Source organism: Umezawaea sp. Da 62-37 (assembly GCF_032460545.1).
GTDB lineage: Bacteria > Actinomycetota > Actinomycetes > Mycobacteriales > Pseudonocardiaceae > Umezawaea.
On sequence record NZ_CP135965.1, the window covers coordinates 11,690,285 to 11,705,736 of the forward strand.

Annotated in this window: 16 protein-coding genes and 1 pseudogene; 11 read left to right on the plus strand and 6 right to left on the minus strand. The window is 72.1% G+C overall.

The annotated features are described in order from the left end of the window. The first annotated feature begins 53 nt into the window (after window positions 1-53). The gene (locus tag RM788_RS52305; RefSeq protein ID WP_315929293.1) at window positions 54-1,826 is read left to right on the plus strand and encodes an IucA/IucC family protein; all 1,773 of its coding nucleotides are present in this window, start codon (window positions 54-56) and stop codon (window positions 1,824-1,826) included. An 11-nt stretch (window positions 1,827-1,837) separates the two neighbouring features. On the opposite strand, the gene RM788_RS52310 is transcribed toward RM788_RS52305, so the two are convergent. After that, window positions 1,838-2,098 carry a hypothetical protein gene (locus RM788_RS52310; RefSeq protein WP_315929294.1) on the minus strand — a complete coding sequence of 87 codons (261 nt, stop codon included), beginning with the start codon at window positions 2,096-2,098 and terminating at the stop codon, window positions 1,838-1,840. Between the two features lie 232 nt (window positions 2,099-2,330). Between RM788_RS52310 and RM788_RS52315 the strand changes: the two genes are divergently transcribed. From RM788_RS52315 to RM788_RS52330, 4 genes and pseudogenes are all read left to right on the plus strand, one after another. Beyond that, the gene (locus RM788_RS52315) at window positions 2,331-2,978 is read left to right on the plus strand and encodes an HAD family hydrolase (RefSeq protein ID WP_315929295.1); all 648 of its coding nucleotides are present in this window, start codon (window positions 2,331-2,333) and stop codon (window positions 2,976-2,978) included. Continuing rightward, window positions 2,975-3,976, plus strand: coding sequence for a phosphotransferase family protein (locus RM788_RS52320; RefSeq protein ID WP_315929296.1), 1,002 nt, complete (start codon window positions 2,975-2,977; stop codon window positions 3,974-3,976). Before RM788_RS52315 ends, RM788_RS52320 begins: the two co-directional genes overlap by 4 nt. Further along, window positions 3,976-5,187 carry an acyl-CoA dehydrogenase family protein gene (locus RM788_RS52325; RefSeq protein WP_315929297.1) on the plus strand — a complete coding sequence of 404 codons (1,212 nt, stop codon included), beginning with the start codon at window positions 3,976-3,978 and terminating at the stop codon, window positions 5,185-5,187. The genes RM788_RS52320 and RM788_RS52325 overlap by 1 nt, the downstream gene beginning before the upstream one ends. An 88-nt stretch (window positions 5,188-5,275) precedes the next feature. Then, window positions 5,276-5,612, plus strand: a pseudogene (locus RM788_RS52330) (ferredoxin family protein). 106 nt (window positions 5,613-5,718) lie between these two features. Here RM788_RS52330 and RM788_RS52335 read toward each other — a convergent pair. After that, window positions 5,719-6,186 (minus strand): SRPBCC family protein, encoded by a 468-nt coding sequence (locus tag RM788_RS52335; RefSeq protein WP_315929299.1) that lies wholly within the window; start codon window positions 6,184-6,186, stop codon window positions 5,719-5,721. A gap of 134 nt (window positions 6,187-6,320) precedes the next feature. Between RM788_RS52335 and RM788_RS52340 the strand changes: the two genes are divergently transcribed. Beyond that, a complete protein-coding gene (locus RM788_RS52340; RefSeq protein ID WP_315929300.1) occupies window positions 6,321-7,211 on the plus strand; it encodes a helix-turn-helix domain-containing protein in 891 nt (296 codons plus the stop codon). Window positions 7,212-7,275: 64 nt separating this feature from the next. Next, window positions 7,276-8,220 carry a hypothetical protein gene (locus tag RM788_RS52345; protein ID WP_315929301.1) on the plus strand — a complete coding sequence of 315 codons (945 nt, stop codon included), beginning with the start codon at window positions 7,276-7,278 and terminating at the stop codon, window positions 8,218-8,220. A gap of 9 nt (window positions 8,221-8,229) precedes the next feature. On the opposite strand, the gene RM788_RS52350 is transcribed toward RM788_RS52345, so the two are convergent. Further along, window positions 8,230-8,673, minus strand: a complete 444-nt coding sequence (locus RM788_RS52350) for a protein-tyrosine phosphatase family protein (protein WP_315929302.1) — start codon at window positions 8,671-8,673, stop codon at window positions 8,230-8,232. Window positions 8,674-8,774: 101 nt separating this feature from the next. Further along, window positions 8,775-9,260 carry a hypothetical protein gene (locus RM788_RS52355; protein ID WP_315929303.1) on the minus strand — a complete coding sequence of 162 codons (486 nt, stop codon included), beginning with the start codon at window positions 9,258-9,260 and terminating at the stop codon, window positions 8,775-8,777. Between the two features lie 96 nt (window positions 9,261-9,356). Here RM788_RS52355 and RM788_RS52360 point away from each other — a divergent pair, with 96 nt between their 5' ends. Then, window positions 9,357-9,686 (plus strand): PadR family transcriptional regulator, encoded by a 330-nt coding sequence (locus RM788_RS52360; protein ID WP_315929304.1) that lies wholly within the window; start codon window positions 9,357-9,359, stop codon window positions 9,684-9,686. After that, window positions 9,683-10,630 carry a hypothetical protein gene (locus RM788_RS52365; protein WP_315929305.1) on the plus strand — a complete coding sequence of 316 codons (948 nt, stop codon included), beginning with the start codon at window positions 9,683-9,685 and terminating at the stop codon, window positions 10,628-10,630. The genes RM788_RS52360 and RM788_RS52365 overlap by 4 nt, the downstream gene beginning before the upstream one ends. On the opposite strand, the gene RM788_RS52370 is transcribed toward RM788_RS52365, so the two are convergent. Both RM788_RS52370 and RM788_RS52375 read right to left on the minus strand, forming a co-directional pair. Further along, window positions 10,620-12,029, minus strand: a complete 1,410-nt coding sequence (locus RM788_RS52370) for an MFS transporter (RefSeq protein WP_315929306.1) — start codon at window positions 12,027-12,029, stop codon at window positions 10,620-10,622. The genes RM788_RS52365 and RM788_RS52370 overlap by 11 nt on opposite strands. Window positions 12,030-12,105: 76 nt before the next feature. After that, the gene (locus RM788_RS52375; protein ID WP_315929307.1) at window positions 12,106-12,882 is read right to left on the minus strand and encodes a glycerophosphodiester phosphodiesterase family protein; all 777 of its coding nucleotides are present in this window, start codon (window positions 12,880-12,882) and stop codon (window positions 12,106-12,108) included. Window positions 12,883-12,949: 67 nt separating this feature from the next. On the opposite strand from RM788_RS52375, the gene RM788_RS52380 reads away from it, so the two are divergent. Further along, window positions 12,950-13,324, plus strand: coding sequence for a hypothetical protein (locus RM788_RS52380; RefSeq protein ID WP_106194068.1), 375 nt, complete (start codon window positions 12,950-12,952; stop codon window positions 13,322-13,324). 67 nt (window positions 13,325-13,391) lie between these two features. Further along, the gene (locus RM788_RS52385) at window positions 13,392-15,410 is read left to right on the plus strand and encodes a putative bifunctional diguanylate cyclase/phosphodiesterase (protein ID WP_315929308.1); all 2,019 of its coding nucleotides are present in this window, start codon (window positions 13,392-13,394) and stop codon (window positions 15,408-15,410) included. Window positions 15,411-15,452: the final 42 nt, after the last annotated feature.

Here is a 15,452-nt window from a genome sequence, read left to right on the forward strand (position 1 = left end):
ATCGGCGCCCGCGGTGAACACTGATCTTGGTCTCGTAACCGGAGAGGTGTTCCATGAGCCGTGTGCCGATGCGGTGGAGCACCGCGTCCACCGCCCTGCTGGCCAAGCTGATCGGCGAGCTGGCGTTCGAGTCGCTGCTGGCTCCCGAGTCCGACGGGGACGGCTACCGGCTCGACCTGCCCGCCGCCCGGTACACCTTCACCGCCGCTCGCGGCGCGTTCGGCGGGTGGACGCCGGATCCGGGGACGTTGCGCCGGGTGCCGGTCGGCCCCCACGGGTACGGGGCCGACCGGCCCGCCGACGACGTGCAGCTGTTCCTGGTCGAGGTGGGCCCGGTGCTGGGGGTGCCGCCCACGACGCTGGCGAACTACCTGGTGGAGATCACCGCGACGCTGGCCGCCGACGTCGCCCTCGCGGCGTCGGCGCGGCCGGTCGCGGAGCTGGCGAAGCTCGACCACGGGGAGCTGGAGGGCCACCTGACCGGGCATCCGCGGCTGGTGGCGAACAAGGGGCGGATCGGGTTCTCCGCCGCCGACGTCGCCGCCTACGCCCCGGAGTCGCGGCGGCCGCTGCGCCTGCCTTGGCTGGCGGTGCACCGGGGGCTGGGGGAGTTCCGGGCGATCCCGTCGCTCTCGGAGCACGGGCTGCGCGATGCCGAGCTCGGGGCGGAGGCGGTCGCCGGGTTCACCGCCGTGCTGCGCGGCCGCGACCTGGACCCCGACGCCTTCGTGTGGATGCCCGTGCACCCGTGGCAGCTGGACAACGTGGTGCGCGCGATGTGGGCGCCCGAGGTGGCCGCCGACCGGATCGTGGTGCTGGGCGAGGCGCCGGACGAGTACCTGCCGACCCAGTCGATCCGCACCCTGTCCAACGTCGACCGCGCCGACCGCTGCCAGGTGAAGCTGCCGCTGCGCATCCTGAACACCACGGTGTGGCGCGGGGTGCTGCCGGAGATCGCGCTGGCCGCCCCGGTGGTCACCCAGTGGCTCAAGGGCGTGTGGGCGGCCGACGAGCGGCTGACCGGGTGGGGGACCGAGCTGCTGGGGGAGATCGCCTCGGTCGCGGTGGAGCACCCCAGGATGGCCGCGATCGACGGCTCCCCCTACCGGCTGCGCGAGACGCTGGCGTGCGTGTGGCGCGAGCCGGTCGAACCCCGGCTGGCTGCGGGGGAGAGGGTGTGGCCGCTGGCCGCGGTGCTGCACGTGGACTCCTCCGGCCACCCGCTGGTCGCCGAACTGGTGTCGCGCTCCGGGGTGGGCGCGGGCGCGTGGGTGTCGGCGCTGCTCAAGGCGCTGCTGCGGCCGTTGCTGCACCTGCTGTTCCACTACGGGATCACGGTCAACCCGCACGGCCAGAACGTCATGGTCGTCGAGGGCCCCGACGGGCTGCCCGCGCGGATCGCGGTGAAGGACCTGATCGACGACGTGAGCCTCTCGCTGGCACCGGTGCCCGAACGCGGCCCGGAACCCGACGAGCACGACCCGGTCCTGCCCCGCCGCACCTGGCCCGCGCTGCGCTCCTACCTGGTCAACGCCTTCCTCGTCGGCGTCGGCCAGCCGCTGGACCTGCTGCTGCCCGACGCGCGGCTGTGGGACCGGGCGCGCGGCGAGGTCGAGGCCTACCGCCGCCGGTTCCCCGCGCACGCCGCCCGGATCGACGCCGCCGACCTGCTCGGGGCGTCGTTCCCGCACTACCCGCTCAACGGCGACCGGCTGCTCGTGACCGGGTATGCCGAGCAGGCCGACCACCGGTCCGTGCGCCCGAAGGGCGAGATCCCCAACCCGCTGGCGACCGCGACCCCGATCGCCCCGCCCGACGGCTGGTGAGACGACCGGCGTCAGGTGATGCCCGCCCGGACCAACCCCGCCCGGCTCGCCCGTGGTCGTGAACCTGGGTCCACGACCCGTCGGCGCGCCGCTCGGAGCACGTGCACCTCGGCGCAGACCCCGGCCGCCATCACCTGCCCGTCGTGCGGTCCGACGTCGCGGAACCTCCGCCACGAGCCGTCGGACAGGCGGATCGCGTGGCACAGCCGCCTCCGGTTGGTGGTGACCAGCACGTGCAGCCCACCTCCCGCCGACGCGACCACCGGGTCCACGACGAACTCCGGATCACCGCCGAGCCCACGGAGGCCGCCTCGGCGGCGGTGCGGTACTCGTGCACCCACAGGCCGCCAGCCCGATCGCGACGGCCCCCGCCCCACTTGACCTGCGGTCACGCTCTCATCCCCACGCAAGCACAGGAGCGATCCGCTGTTCGCGCGATACCTCCGAATGCGGGCGCAGGGGTTCCCATTGCCGCCATACCAACTGGTCGGTATGCTGCCTGACGTGGGCAACGAGGATGAACGGCAGATCGACGCGGTGGTGCTGGACTGGGGCGGGGTGCTCACGGTCTCCGTGCCGCAGTTCGTCGAGGAGTGGCTGCGGACCGAGAACATCGACCGCGAGCGGTACGGCGCGACCATCCGCGGCTGGATGGGGCGCGACGCCGCTCCGGACAACCCGGTCGCCCGGCTGGAGACCGGCGCGCTGTCAGTGGAGGAGTTCGAACTCCTGCTGGCCGCCGAGCTGGCGACGGTGGAGGGCGGCGAGATCGCCGCGGCCGGACTGCTGCGCCGCATGTTCGGCTCCGCGGTCCCCGACCCGGCGATGGTGCGGCTGGTGCGCGAGGTGCGCGCCGCCGGGGTCCGCACGGTGCTGCTGTCCAACAGCTGGGGCGAGGGCTACCCCGAGGACCTGCTGGTGGAGCTGTTCGACACGCTCGTGATCAGCGGCCGGATCGGACTGCGCAAACCCGACCCGGCGATCTTCGAGCACACCCTGGAGCTGGTCGACCTGCCCGCGGACCGGTGCGTGTTCTTCGACGACATGCAGGTCAACGTGCAAGGCGCGAAGGCCGTGGGCCTGCACGCGTTCCTGCACACCGACGCCGACAGCACGCGCGCCGCGCTGGCCGGACTGGGAGTGAAGCCATGACCGAGTTGCCCGGACTGGACCTCGGCCGGCTCGCCGCCCACCTGGGCAAGGGCCCGCTGACCGGTGAGCTGATCCCCGGCGGCCGCTCCAACCTGACCTACCGGGTCACCGACGGGCAGGACCGGTGGGTGCTGCGCCGCCCGCCGCTGGGCCACGTGCTGGCCACCGCCCACGACATGACCCGCGAGCACCGGGTGATCGCCGCGCTGGCCGACACGGCCGTCCCGGTGCCGCGCGTCGAGCTGCTGTGCACCGACACCGAGGTGCTGGGCGCCCCGTTCTACCTGATGGAGGAGGTCGCCGGCGTCGCGCTGCGCGACCCCGACCAGTGCGCCTGGCTCACCCCCGCGGGCGCCACGGCGTTGGCCGAACGGCTGGTGGACGTGCTGGCCGACCTGCACGCGGTGGACCCCGAGTCGGTCGGCCTCGGCGACTTCGGCCGCCCGGAGGGCTTCCTCAAGCGGCAGGTGGCGCGGTGGGGCAAGCAGCTCGACGCCTCCCGCAGCCGCGACCTGGAGGGCATCGACGACCTGCGCGACCGGCTCGCGGAGCGGGTGCCGGAGTCCACGCGCGCCACGATCATCCACGGCGACTACCGCCTGGACAACGTCCTCGTCACCCAGGATCCGCTGGGGATCAGCGCGGTGCTCGACTGGGAGATGGCCACCCTGGGCGACCCGCTGGCCGACGTCGGCCTGCTGCACGTCTACTGGCACGGCCTCGGCATCGCCAAGGACCCCATCACCGGCACCGTCCCCTCGCTGCCCGGTTTCCCCAGCGCCGACGAGCTGGTGGCCCGCTACGCGAACCGCACCGGCGCCGACGTCTCCGGGTTCGGCTGGTACATCGCGTTCGGCTACTTCAAGCTCGCGGTGATCCTCGAGGGCATCCACTACCGCTACACCACCGGCAAGACCGTCGGCGCGGGCTTCTCGCAGCTCGGCGCACTCACCCTGCCGCTCGTGCGCCAGGGCCTCCTCGCGATAAAGGAGTACTGATGGACTTCGCGTACGACGCCAAGACCGAAGAGCTGCGCGGCAGGCTGCTGTCCTTCATGGACGAGTTCGTCTACCCCGCCGAGGCCGTGCTGGAGAAGCAGCTCGAAGAGGCCACCGACGAGTGGGCGCGCACGCCCGTCGTGGCCGACCTCCAGGCCGCCGCCCGCAAGGCCGGGCTGTGGAACCTGTTCCTGCCCGACGCCGAGCGCGGCGCCGGACTGACGAACCTCCAGTACGCGCCGCTGGCCGAGATCACCGGCCGCAGCCCCCACCTGGCCCCGGAGGCGCTCAACTGCGCGGCGCCGGACACCGGGAACATGGAGGTGCTGACGATGTTCGGCACCGAGGAGCAGAAGAAGCAGTGGCTGCGGCCCCTGCTCGACGGCGAGATCCGCTCGGCCTTCTGCATGACCGAGCCCGACGTCGCCTCCTCCGACGCGACCAACATCGCCACCCGCATCGAGCGCGACGGCGACGAGTACGTGATCAACGGGACCAAGTGGTGGTCCTCCGGCGCGATGAACCCGAACTGCGCGATCTTCATCGTGATGGGCAAGACCAACCCCGAGGCCGAACGCCACCAGCAGCAGGCGATGATCCTCGTCCCGCGCGACACCCCCGGTGTCGAGATCAAGCGCGGCATGCGCGTCTTCGGCTACACCGACGGCCCGCACGGCGGCCATGCCGAGATCGTGTTCACCGACGTCCGCGTGTCCGTGGACAACCTGGTCGCGGGCGAGGGCGAGGGCTTCGCGATCGCCCAGGCCCGCCTCGGCCCCGGTCGCATCCACCACTGCATGAGGCTGATCGGGATGGCCGAGCGGGCGCTGGAGCTGATGTGCCGCCGCGCCAACGAGCGGGTGGCGTTCGGCAAGCCGATCGCGGCCCAGGGCGTGGTGCAGGAGTGGATCGCGGAGTCGCGGGTGCGCATCGAGCAGGCGCGGCTGTTGGTGCTCAAGACGGCGTGGCTGATGGACACCGTGGGCAACAAGGGCGCGCACACCGAGATCCAGGCCATCAAGATCGGTGTGCCGCTGATGACCGAGTGGGTGCTGGACAAGGCGATCCAGGCGCACGGAGCGGGCGGCGTCAGCCAGGACTTCCCCCTGGCCAACCTGTGGGCCTCCGCCCGCACCCTGCGGCTGGCCGACGGCCCCGACGAGGTGCACCGCATGTCGCTGGCCAAGCGCGAGCTGAAGAAGTACCGCTAGGAACCCGTTGAGGCCGGGCCCCGGACGCGAGCGCGTCCGGGGCCCGACCTCGTTTCCGGGTGGTCGCTTGACCGGGTGAACCACCTATGTGGTGGCCGAACCGTGCATCAGGTGCAGGCACACCGACTGCATCGTGGTGTCCCATGGACTGCTTCTACGTGGGCGAGAACATGCTGGTCATCAACCCGGACGAGTGCATCGACTGCGGGGCGTGCCAGCCGGAGTGCCCGACCGGCGCGATCTTCGAGCAGGACGAGCTGCCCGCGAAGTGGAAGGACTTCGCCCGGATCAACGTCGAGTACTCCGAGAAGTGGCCGAACATCCACAAGATGCGCGATCGGCTTCCCGGTTCCGACGAAGCCGCGGAGGAGCAGGACAAGACCAAGGACTTCTACCCGAAACCGGGGCTGCCCGACGCCGGCTAGTCCTGACGTCGAGGACCGGCCGCCCGCTCCAGCGCCTCTCCAGGACACCGGCGAACGACCTGCTGCGCGGCGCACTCGAAAGAGACCGGATCGGCCGACCCACCGGCTAGTCGACCGCCACCCAGGCCGCCAGCGCCACGAGCGTCGTCTCGACGCTGTCGGCCATGTGGTCGCGCAGGGCGGCCAGGTCCTCGTGCGTGGAACCCAGCACGGGGTCGAAGCGCAGCAGCCGCCACGACTGGCGCACCTCGGTCCCGGTGCCGTGCGGGCGGAAGGTCCAGTGCCAGCGCACGAGCCCGTCGACCACGAAGGCGAAGTCCGACCCCGGCTCGGCGGCCACGACCTCCGACCGGCTGCTCCACTCCCGGTCGCCGCGGTGGTTGCGGCCGGTGAACCACGCCCCCACCCGCGGGCCGTCGCCCTCGTCGTAGGTGGCCTCGCTGGCGCTCGGACTCCACGTCCCGATCTTCGACACGTCGCCGACCAAGTCGTACACCGTCGAAGGCGGAGCGGCGACCCAAGCGCGGCGGGTGAAGGCGTAACCGGTGACGTCCGGGGCGGTGGTGGTGCTCATCGGGGTTCTCCTGGGTGGTGTTCGAAGGGGACGCCACCCACTGTCGGGGCGTTCGGACACCCGAGCCACACCCTGCGAAGCCTGACCCCGGAAGGGTCGGGCTACCGCCGCCAGGACGGCACATACTCGATCCCATGGACGGACAAGGGCGGCTCGGTGACTTCCTCCAGGCCCGCCGGGCGGGGTTGCGGCCCGACGACGTCGGGCTGACCACCTACGGCGACCGGCGGCGCGTGCCGGGGCTGCGGCGCGAGGAACTGGCTCTGCTGGCCGGGGTGAGCGCCCCGTACTACACGCGGCTGGAACAGGGGCAGTCGCACAACGCCTCACCGGAGGTGCTCGACGCGATCGCCGGGGCGCTGCGCCTGGACGACGCCGAACGCGCCCACCTGCACGCGCTGGCCGGTGCCTCGAAGCGCCGCCGACCCGTGAAGCGGCCGCCGGTGGAACGGGTCACCCCGGCGGTGCTGACCCTGCTCGACGCGCTGGGCGAGGTGCCCGCGATCGTGCTGGGCCGCCGCACCGACGTGCTGGCGTGGAACGCCATGGGCCACGCGGTGTTCGCAGGCCACTTGGACCCGGCGGCCCCCGACGACCCGGCGCTGCGACCGAACATGGCGCGGCTGGTGTTCCTCGACGCGCACGTCCGCGAGCTGTACACCGAGTGGCCGGTCAAGGCGCGGGCCGTGGTGGGCAACCTGCGGGTGACCGTGGGCCTGCACCCCGACGACCCGCTGCTGGCCGGGCTGATCGGCGAGCTGTCGATGGGCAGCCCGGAGTTCGCGGCGATGTGGGCCGACCACCGGGTGCGCGTGTGCGACGTCGTCGACTACCGGATGCACCACCCGCTCGTGGGCGAGATGCTGCTGACCCAGCAGACGCTCCAGAGCCCGCAGGGCCAAGGACCGCACATCGTCGTGGCCACCGCCGAGTCGGAATCGGCGCGCTCGGCGTTGAGCCTGCTCGCCCGCGCGATCGCACCGGCACCGGCACCCGTTCGCACCCGGACCGCCGACCGCCCGTAAGTCCTCCCCGAACACATGCGGCGCACAAGGCTGCCGCATGCCTGAAAACACCGATGAAGGAACCATGTCCAAGCACCGTGTGAAAGCCACCCTGTCCGCCGCGGTGATCGCGACCGCCGTGCTCACCCCACCCGCCCCCGCCGCGTCGGCACCGCTGAGCGGCGTCCGCGTCGCGGCCCACTTCGACCTGGCCGCCGGTCGACTCCCGGAGAACGTCGCGCTGTCACCCGACGGCACGGCCAACGTCACCTTCGCCGCGAGCCGCCAGGTCGCGCGGGTCACCCGCGACGGCACGACGCGGATCGTGGCGACCCTGCCCGCCCCCGCAGACGGCGGCGTCCACACCCCGGTCCTCGGGTTCCCGCTCACCACCGGCATCGTCCGGGGCGAGGATGGGACGCTGTACGTCCTGTACGCCACCGGGACCGCAGACCTGACGGGCCTGTGGCGGATCCGGCCGGGGTGCGCGCCAGAGCGGATCGCGGCGCTGCCCGCGACCGGGCTGCCCAACGGCCTGGCGCTCGACCCGCGCACCGGCACCCTCTACATCGCCGACTCGGTGCTCGGCACGATCTGGAGCGTCCCGGTGCGCGGCGGCACCCCGAAGGCGTGGTCCACCGCGCCGGAGCTGGCGTCCACCGGGTTCCTCGGCGTGAACGGCCTGAAGGTGCACGGCGGAGCCCTGTGGGCGACCAACCTGGACCTGGGCACGATCCTGCGCATCCCGTTGCACCGCCCCGCCCGCGTGGAGACGAAGGCGACCGGGCTGGCCGGGATCGACGACTTCGAGTTCACCGGGAGCGGCGACCGGATCCTCGCGACGCTGGACAGCCCGAACACCGTCGTCCTGGTCCGCCCGGACGGCACGCGCACCACCGTCCTCGACGGGACCGACGGGCTGCGCAACCCGACGTCGGTCGCGGTCCGCGGTGACACCGTGTACGTGTTCAGCGCCGCCTACAGCCTCGCCGACGACCCGAACATGCTGCTGGCCCACCTGGACCGGTAGCACCGGAGGTCAGGTCGTCGGGAACCTCCGCACCCACCGCCGCTGCCACGGGGTCTCCACGGCGCTGCGGTGGTAGTGCGTGCGGGTCCACGCGACGGCGTCGTCGGCGGGCACCCCGGCGAGCACGGCCAGGCAGGACAGGACGGTGCCGGTGCGGCCGTGGCCGCCGAAGCAGGCGACCTCGACGCGGTGCCCGGCGCGGGCGAACTCGTGCAGCTCGCGGATGCGGGCGATCGCGTCGTCCCGGTCGCGCGGCAGCATGAAGTCCGGCCAGTGGACCCAGTGGTGCGGCCACGTCAGCGCGTCGTCGTGGCGGGCGCGCAGACGCGGCCCACCCAGGTACAGGCCGTGCTCGGGAAGCGGTCCGGTCGGCGCCGGGTGGCGCAGGCCGCGACCGCGGATCCACGTGCCGTCGGGCAGTTCCGTCGCGCCCGTGAGGTGCGTGCTGGTCATGTCCCCATCCTCTCGGATCACCACGACATCGGTCGCACCGGTGTCAACCGGACGTACGACATCGGCGGCACACCCGACGTCGTCACCGTCAACGGCCGCCGTCATGACCAGACGTGCAGATTCGGGGCCCGCGGGCCTTCCTCGGCGCGTCGGCGGGCGCGGTCGAGCTGCACCGCGCGGGTGCGCCGGGCGCTGAGCACACCGATGGCGGCGGCCATCCCCAGCGCGAACACGACGACCAGCAACGTCGGCTCCACCTTGCCCCGCACCAGCGTGAAGGCCAGCGCGCCGAGCGCGCACCAGGCCGCGGTGGCGACTCCCAACCACGCGGCCACGACCTGGTCCTGACCGAAGCGCGGCACCCCGCCGGTCAGCGCCCACACGGCGAACACCGCCCAGGTCAGACCGATCACCACCAGCAGCCCGAACAGGGACTTCGCCCAGGGCGAGAGGTCGGGTTCGGTGGCGAGGACCAGCACGACCACACCGCCGCAGACGAGCCCGGCCACGCCCGCCACGGCGTAGCCGATCCTCTGCTTGATCGACTGCATCTCGCGGATCCCGTCGACCAGGCCCTTCGCACCCATGGCGCCGCATCCTGCCTTGCCGATCGATCATGAGGCAACCTCACGTGTTGATAGGGCACTAGCCGGCATATACCGCTTTCCGATATAACATGTCCCATGAGCAGTCGGGTCATGACCGAGCAGACCTTCCTGGTGCTCACCGCACTGGCCGAGGAACCCCTGCACGGGTACGCGATCGTCCAAGCGGTCGGGACGCTGTCCGAAGGACGGACGCAACTGCGGGTGGGCACGCTCTACGGCGTGCTCGACCGCCTGGTCGCCGACGGCTTCGCCGAACGGGACCGCGAGGAGATCCACCAGGGCCGGTTGCGCCGCTACTACAAGCTCACCGACGCCGGGGTACGGGCCCTCCAGGCGGAGGTCGTGCGGTTGTCGGCGAACGTCGCGGCCGCGTCGTTCGTGCTCAAGGCGAGGGGGGCGTTGTGAGCGGCAACCTGGAGAACCGCTACCGCCGACTCCTGCGGGTGCTGCCGCGGTGGTACCGGGCCGAGCGCGAGGAGGAGATGGTCGGCCTGTTCCTCGCCGACCGCACCGACGACCTCGACCTGGAGCACGGCTGGCCGGGCTGGGGCGAGACCGGGGCGACGCTCGCGTTGGGCGTGCGGACCCGGCTCGCGCACAAGGGTGCCCCCGACCACGCCGTCGTGCTGGGCGACGTGGTGCGGCTGGTCGCGCTGATCGGTCTCCTGATCCAGGTGTCGTACGCGTTCCGCTGGTTCGGCGAGGCGCTGACCTCGACCACCGTCGGGTCGCCGGGGATACCCGGTGTGCCGATCGCGGTGAACCTGCTGCTGGTGGGCGGGCCGCTGGCGATGTTCACCGGCCAGCGGACCCCGGCGAAGGTCCTGGCCGTGCTGATCGCGCTCTACGGCGTCCTGGCAGTCCCGCTCACCGGCGGCCCGGTGGCGTTCCTGAGCCTGCTCTGGCAACTGCCGATCTGGGTGACCGCGGGGGCGCTGGTCGCGGGCTTCCACCGCGACGCGCCCGCCCCGGCGGGCAGGCCGTGGTTGTGGGCGTGCGTGCCGGCGGCCGCGGTGGCCGCCGGGTTCGGCGCGCTCACCTCGGACTCGGCGGTGTTCGTGTTCCTGTCCGCCACCGCAGGCGAACTCGTCCCGGTGGTCGTGATCGCGGCCGCCGTGGTGCACCTGCTGCGCCGCGGCCCGGTCGCCCGGACCTTCGCGCTCGCCGTGTGGGCGCTGCTCCTGCTGCCGGTGGAGCTGTGGTACCTGACCCTCTACCTGTCCTACCCCGGCGACACGGCCCTGGCGGTGTTCCTGGCGGCGCGAACCACCCTGTTGGTGGTCGTCGCGGTCGTGCTGGCCGCCGTCGGGCTGCGGGAGCTGCGGCGGCCGGCCGCCGTCACACCTTGACCGGCACCGGGTTCCCCGACGCCTCGATCGCCCGCCGCACCGGCACGAAGATCAGCAGCACGAACCCGACCACGAAGAACACCACCAGCGAGATGATCGCCAGCCGGAACGACCCGGTCGCCTGCCCCACCCCGGCGAACACCAGCGGGCCCAGCCACGACGTGGAGCGCTCGCCGACCTCGTAGAGGGAGAAGTACTGGGCCTCGCGGCCCGGCGGCACCATCTGGCTGAACAGCGACCGCGACAGCGCGTTGGTGCCGCCCAGCACGATGCCGATCCCGGCGGCGAGCCCGTAGAACTGGAACTGCTGCCCGGCCTGCACGAAGAACGCCGCGCCGATCACGAAGATCCACACGACCAGGCTGACCTGGATGGTGCGCTTGGCGCCCCACTTCTTCGCGCCCCACCCGTGCAGCACGCCGCCGAGGAACGCGACGAACTGCACGATCAGGATCGTGGAGATCAGCACCGTCTCGTCGAGCTTGAGCTCGTCGCGCCCGTACTGCGCCGACACGTTGGCCACCGTGGAGATGCCGTCGGTGTAGATCAGGTAGGTGAACAGGAAGGCCAGCGTCAGCGGGAACATCCGCGCCGACCGGAACGTCTGCCCCAACTCCTTGAAACCGGCCGCGAAGACACCGACGCCCTCCTCGCGGCCGTGCGGGGTCTGGTGCTGCTTGAGCCGCGCCAACGGGATGAGCGTGAACCCCGCCCACCACAGCCCCGACAGCACGAACGCCACCCGCACCGACGCGCCCTCGCTCAACCCGATCGCGTCGTGGCCGATGAACAGCGCCAGCTGCAACGCCAGCGCCACCCCGCCGCCCAGGTAGCCGAACGCCCACCCGCGCGCCGACACCGCGTCCCGCTCGTCGGGTGTCGCGATCTCGGGCAGGAACGCGTAGTACACGACGATCGACGAGCCGAAGCAGATGTTGCCCAGGATGAACAGCGCCACCCCCAGACCCCAGTCCGCGCCGCTGACCAACCCCAGCGCCATGGTCGCCGCGGCGCCCACGAACGCGAACCCGCCGAGCATCCGCTTCTTGTTCTGCGTCCGGTCGGCGATCGCGCCCATCACCGGCAGCACCAGCACCTGCACCACGGTCGCGATCGACAGCAGGTAGCCCCACAGCGACCCGGCGGGGAAGTGCGCGCCGAACAACGAGATGTCGCACCGCGTCAACGGCCCGTCGGCGCACGCGTCGGCGCCGTTGCGGGCGATGTCGGCGCGCGCGTCCTCCTTGGCGACCGCGGTCAGGTACCCCGAGAGGAACACCGTGGCCACGGAGGTGGGGAACACCGAGTTCGCCCAGTCGTACCAGCACCAACCGCGCTGCTCACGAAGCCGATCCGGGGTGGTGCCCGCACTCTCGGGGCTGCTGTCGACCACGCTCATGACGGCGGACTGTACTGGTCACCCGTCCGGGCGAAAGAGGGTTACCCCAACCTGTTGCCAAGATGCCTTCGGGACGTCAGCTCACGGTCCACTCCGAACGGCTCTTCAGCACCTCGCGCAGCAGATCGGGGCGGTCGGTGACCAGCCCGTCCACCCCCAGGTCGAGCAGCCGTTCCATCTCGGCGCGGTCGTCGATCGTCCACACGTGCACCTCCGAGCCGATCCGGTGCGCGGCGCGGACGAACCGGTCGTCCACGATCCGCAGCCGACCCCGCTCGGCGGGCACCTGCGCCAGGGTCCCGCGCACCGCGAGCCCGGCCACCGGCACCCGCCCCGCCAGCCACAGCGCGCCGGCCGAACGCGGCCCCATCGACGTCAGCAGCTCCGGACCGCCCAGGCGGCGCAGCCGGGCCAACCTGGCGTCGGAGAACGACGCCAGGCACACCCGCCCCATCGCCCCGGCGCACCGCAGCAGCGCCAGGATCGGCTCCACGGCGGAGTCGGCCTTGACGTCGATGTTGAACTTCGCCTCCGGCAACTCCTCCAGAAGATCACTCAACCGGGTGATCGGCTCACGGCCGCCGATCCTCGCCCGGCGCACCTCCGACCACGGCAGCGCGGCCACCGGACCGGTGGCGTCGGTGGTGCGGTCCAGAGTGGAGTCGTGGTGCACCACGACCACCCCGTCCGACGTCGCGTGGACGTCGGTCTCCAGGTAGCGGTACCCCTCGCGGGTCGCGCGGCGGAACCCGCCGAGCGAGTTCTCCATGCCCGCCAGGTCGTCGAGGTGCCACCCCCGGTGGGCGTACGCCCTCGGGTGCGGGCCGGTCAGGTACGGGTGCGTCTCGTTCACGCGTCGAGTGTGCCTTGGCGGCGTGGCGCTGGAGCGAACGGCGGATGGCGGGATACCGTCGCGCGCCATGGAACTGGTGACCGAGGCCGAGGGCGCCGTCGGCGTGATCGGCCAACGCCGCGAGGTCGCCCGGCATTGCGCCTGGTGCGGTCGGCGACTGCCCGACCACGGCCGGATCGGACGTCCGAGGCGCTACTGCGCCCAACCCTGCAGGCAACGCGCCTACGAACGGCGCGCGGCCGTGCAGCGGGGCGGACTTCCCGAGGACGCTGTGGTGCTCTCCAGCACCGAGCTGGCCGACCTGCAGGACAGGTTGTTCCAGCTCAGGTGCGCCGCGGAGGACATCATGACCGCGGCGGAGGACGGTGCGGGCGGCGAGGAGCTGCGCGGACTAGCCGCGGGCATGGTCGACGCCGCACGAGGACTGGAGCGACTGCGCTGAACGGTGGCGGCTTGCCCACGGACGGTGATCTCCACCATCATGTCGCGCAGGTGGCGAGGAGGATTGCGTGAGCGGCAACAGCGCCTTGTACCGCGAGGTGCTCAACTGGGCGAACGTCGGATTCGGCGTCACGGACCCGCGCGGCACGCTGCGCTGGGCGAACCCGGCACTCGCGACGCTTCTGGGCGTCCCGGTGGAGCACGTCGTGGGCCGATCGCTGCCCGCGCTGCTGCCCGGCACACCCGAGCGCCCGCGCTCCGCCCTCACCCTGCTCACACCGAGCACGTGCGGCCAGGGCCACCGGTGGCTGGAGGTGTCCTGCCGGCGCATCTCGCCCGACGAGATGCTCTACGAGATGGTCGACGTCTCCGCGTGGCGCGACCGCGAGCTGGAGGCCACCCACGAGGCCGACGCGCTGCGCCGCGCCCAGGTGCTCGGCCGGATGGGCACCTGGGAGTGGCACATCGCCGAGGACCGGGTGGTCTGGTCGGACACCCTGCTCGAGATGTGGGGCATGCCCAAGGACTCCGCGCTCGACTTCGTCGGCTACATCGCGCTGGTGCACCCCGACGACCGGGCGATGATCCAGTCCGTCCTCGAGGAGGCGATGCGCACGGCGGCGGGGTTCAGCTTCACCCACCGCATGGTGCGCACCGACGACGGGACCGGGCAGCTCGTCGAGCGGGTGTTCGAGTGCTTCGGCGAGGTCGTGCACGACGAGGACGGCGTACCGGTCCGCGCGATGGGCACCGCCCACGACATCACCACCGCGCGGCGGGTGCACGACGAGCTGCTGCTCATGGCCGAACAGGACCCGCTCACCGGCCTGTCCAACCGCCGCGCCATCACCCGTGAGCTGGAACGCCAGCTCGCCACCGGTGGCGGCGGCGCCCTGCTGCTGCTGGACCTGGACAACTTCAAGGACGTCAACGACCTGCGCGGGCACGCGGTGGGCGACCGGCTGATGCGGTCGCTGGCCACCGCCCTGCGCTCCCGGCTGGCCGCCCCGCAGCTCATCGGCCGCATCGGCGGCGACGAGTTCGCGGTCGTGCTGCCCGGCCTCTCCCAGACCGAGGCCGAGGTCGTCGCCAACGGCCTGCGCGACGCCGTCGCGTCCCTGCCCCTGGTCGGCGTCGCCCCGAACGCCCGCATCACCATCAGCACCGGCGTCGCCGCCTACACCACGGGCGACGCCTGGGAACTCGTGCTGGCCAACGCCGACCTCGCGCTCTACGCCTCGAAGGCCGCGGGCCGCAACCGCGTCACCGTCTACGAACCGGGCCACTACGCCGACACCGTCAAGCGGGTCTCGGTCAACGACCGCCTGCGCACCGCTTTGGACTCCGGCGGCCTCGCCCTGCACGCCATGCCCATGGTCCAGCTCATCTCCGGCAAGGTCCTCGGCCACGAACTCCTGCTCCGCCTGGAAGACGGCCAGGACCCCTACCTCGGCCCCGCCGAGTTCCTCCCCGAGGCCGAGCGCTCCAACCTGGTGCACGACATCGACCGCTGGGTCCTCAGCAAGGCCATCGACACCCTCGTCGAACACCCCGACCCGGACCTGAAGTTCAACGTCAACGTCTCCGGCCGCACCCTGGAGGACGAGGACTTCGCGGGCTTCGTCCTGGACCGCCTGGCGGGCGCGGGCGTCGCACCGGGCCGCCTGGGCCTGGAGATCACCGAGACCGCCGCCGTCACCAACCTCGACGCCGCCCGCTCGCTCGCGGTGAAGCTGCGCGGCTTCGGCTGCCGCATCACCCTGGACGACTTCGGCTCCGGCTTCGGCTCCTTCGTCCACCTGAAGCACCTGCCCATCACCGGCATCAAGATCGACGGCGAGTTCGTCCGCGGCATCGACGAGCACAGCACGGACGCCGTCCTGGTGTCCGGAATCGTGGAAATCGCCCGCGGCCTGGGCCTCTCGGCGGTCGCGGAGTGGGTCGAACGCCCCACGCAGGTCGAAGCCCTCATCCGCCTGGGCGTCCGCGTCGGTCAGGGATTCCACCTCGGCAAGCCCCGTCCCCTGGCCGAAGTCCTCGCCGAACGCACGTTGGGGCCGAACGGAGCATTGAACTCCACCCGCTAGCACAACATGATGGGTGCCCGTCCGGGGATTCCAGCTGAGAAC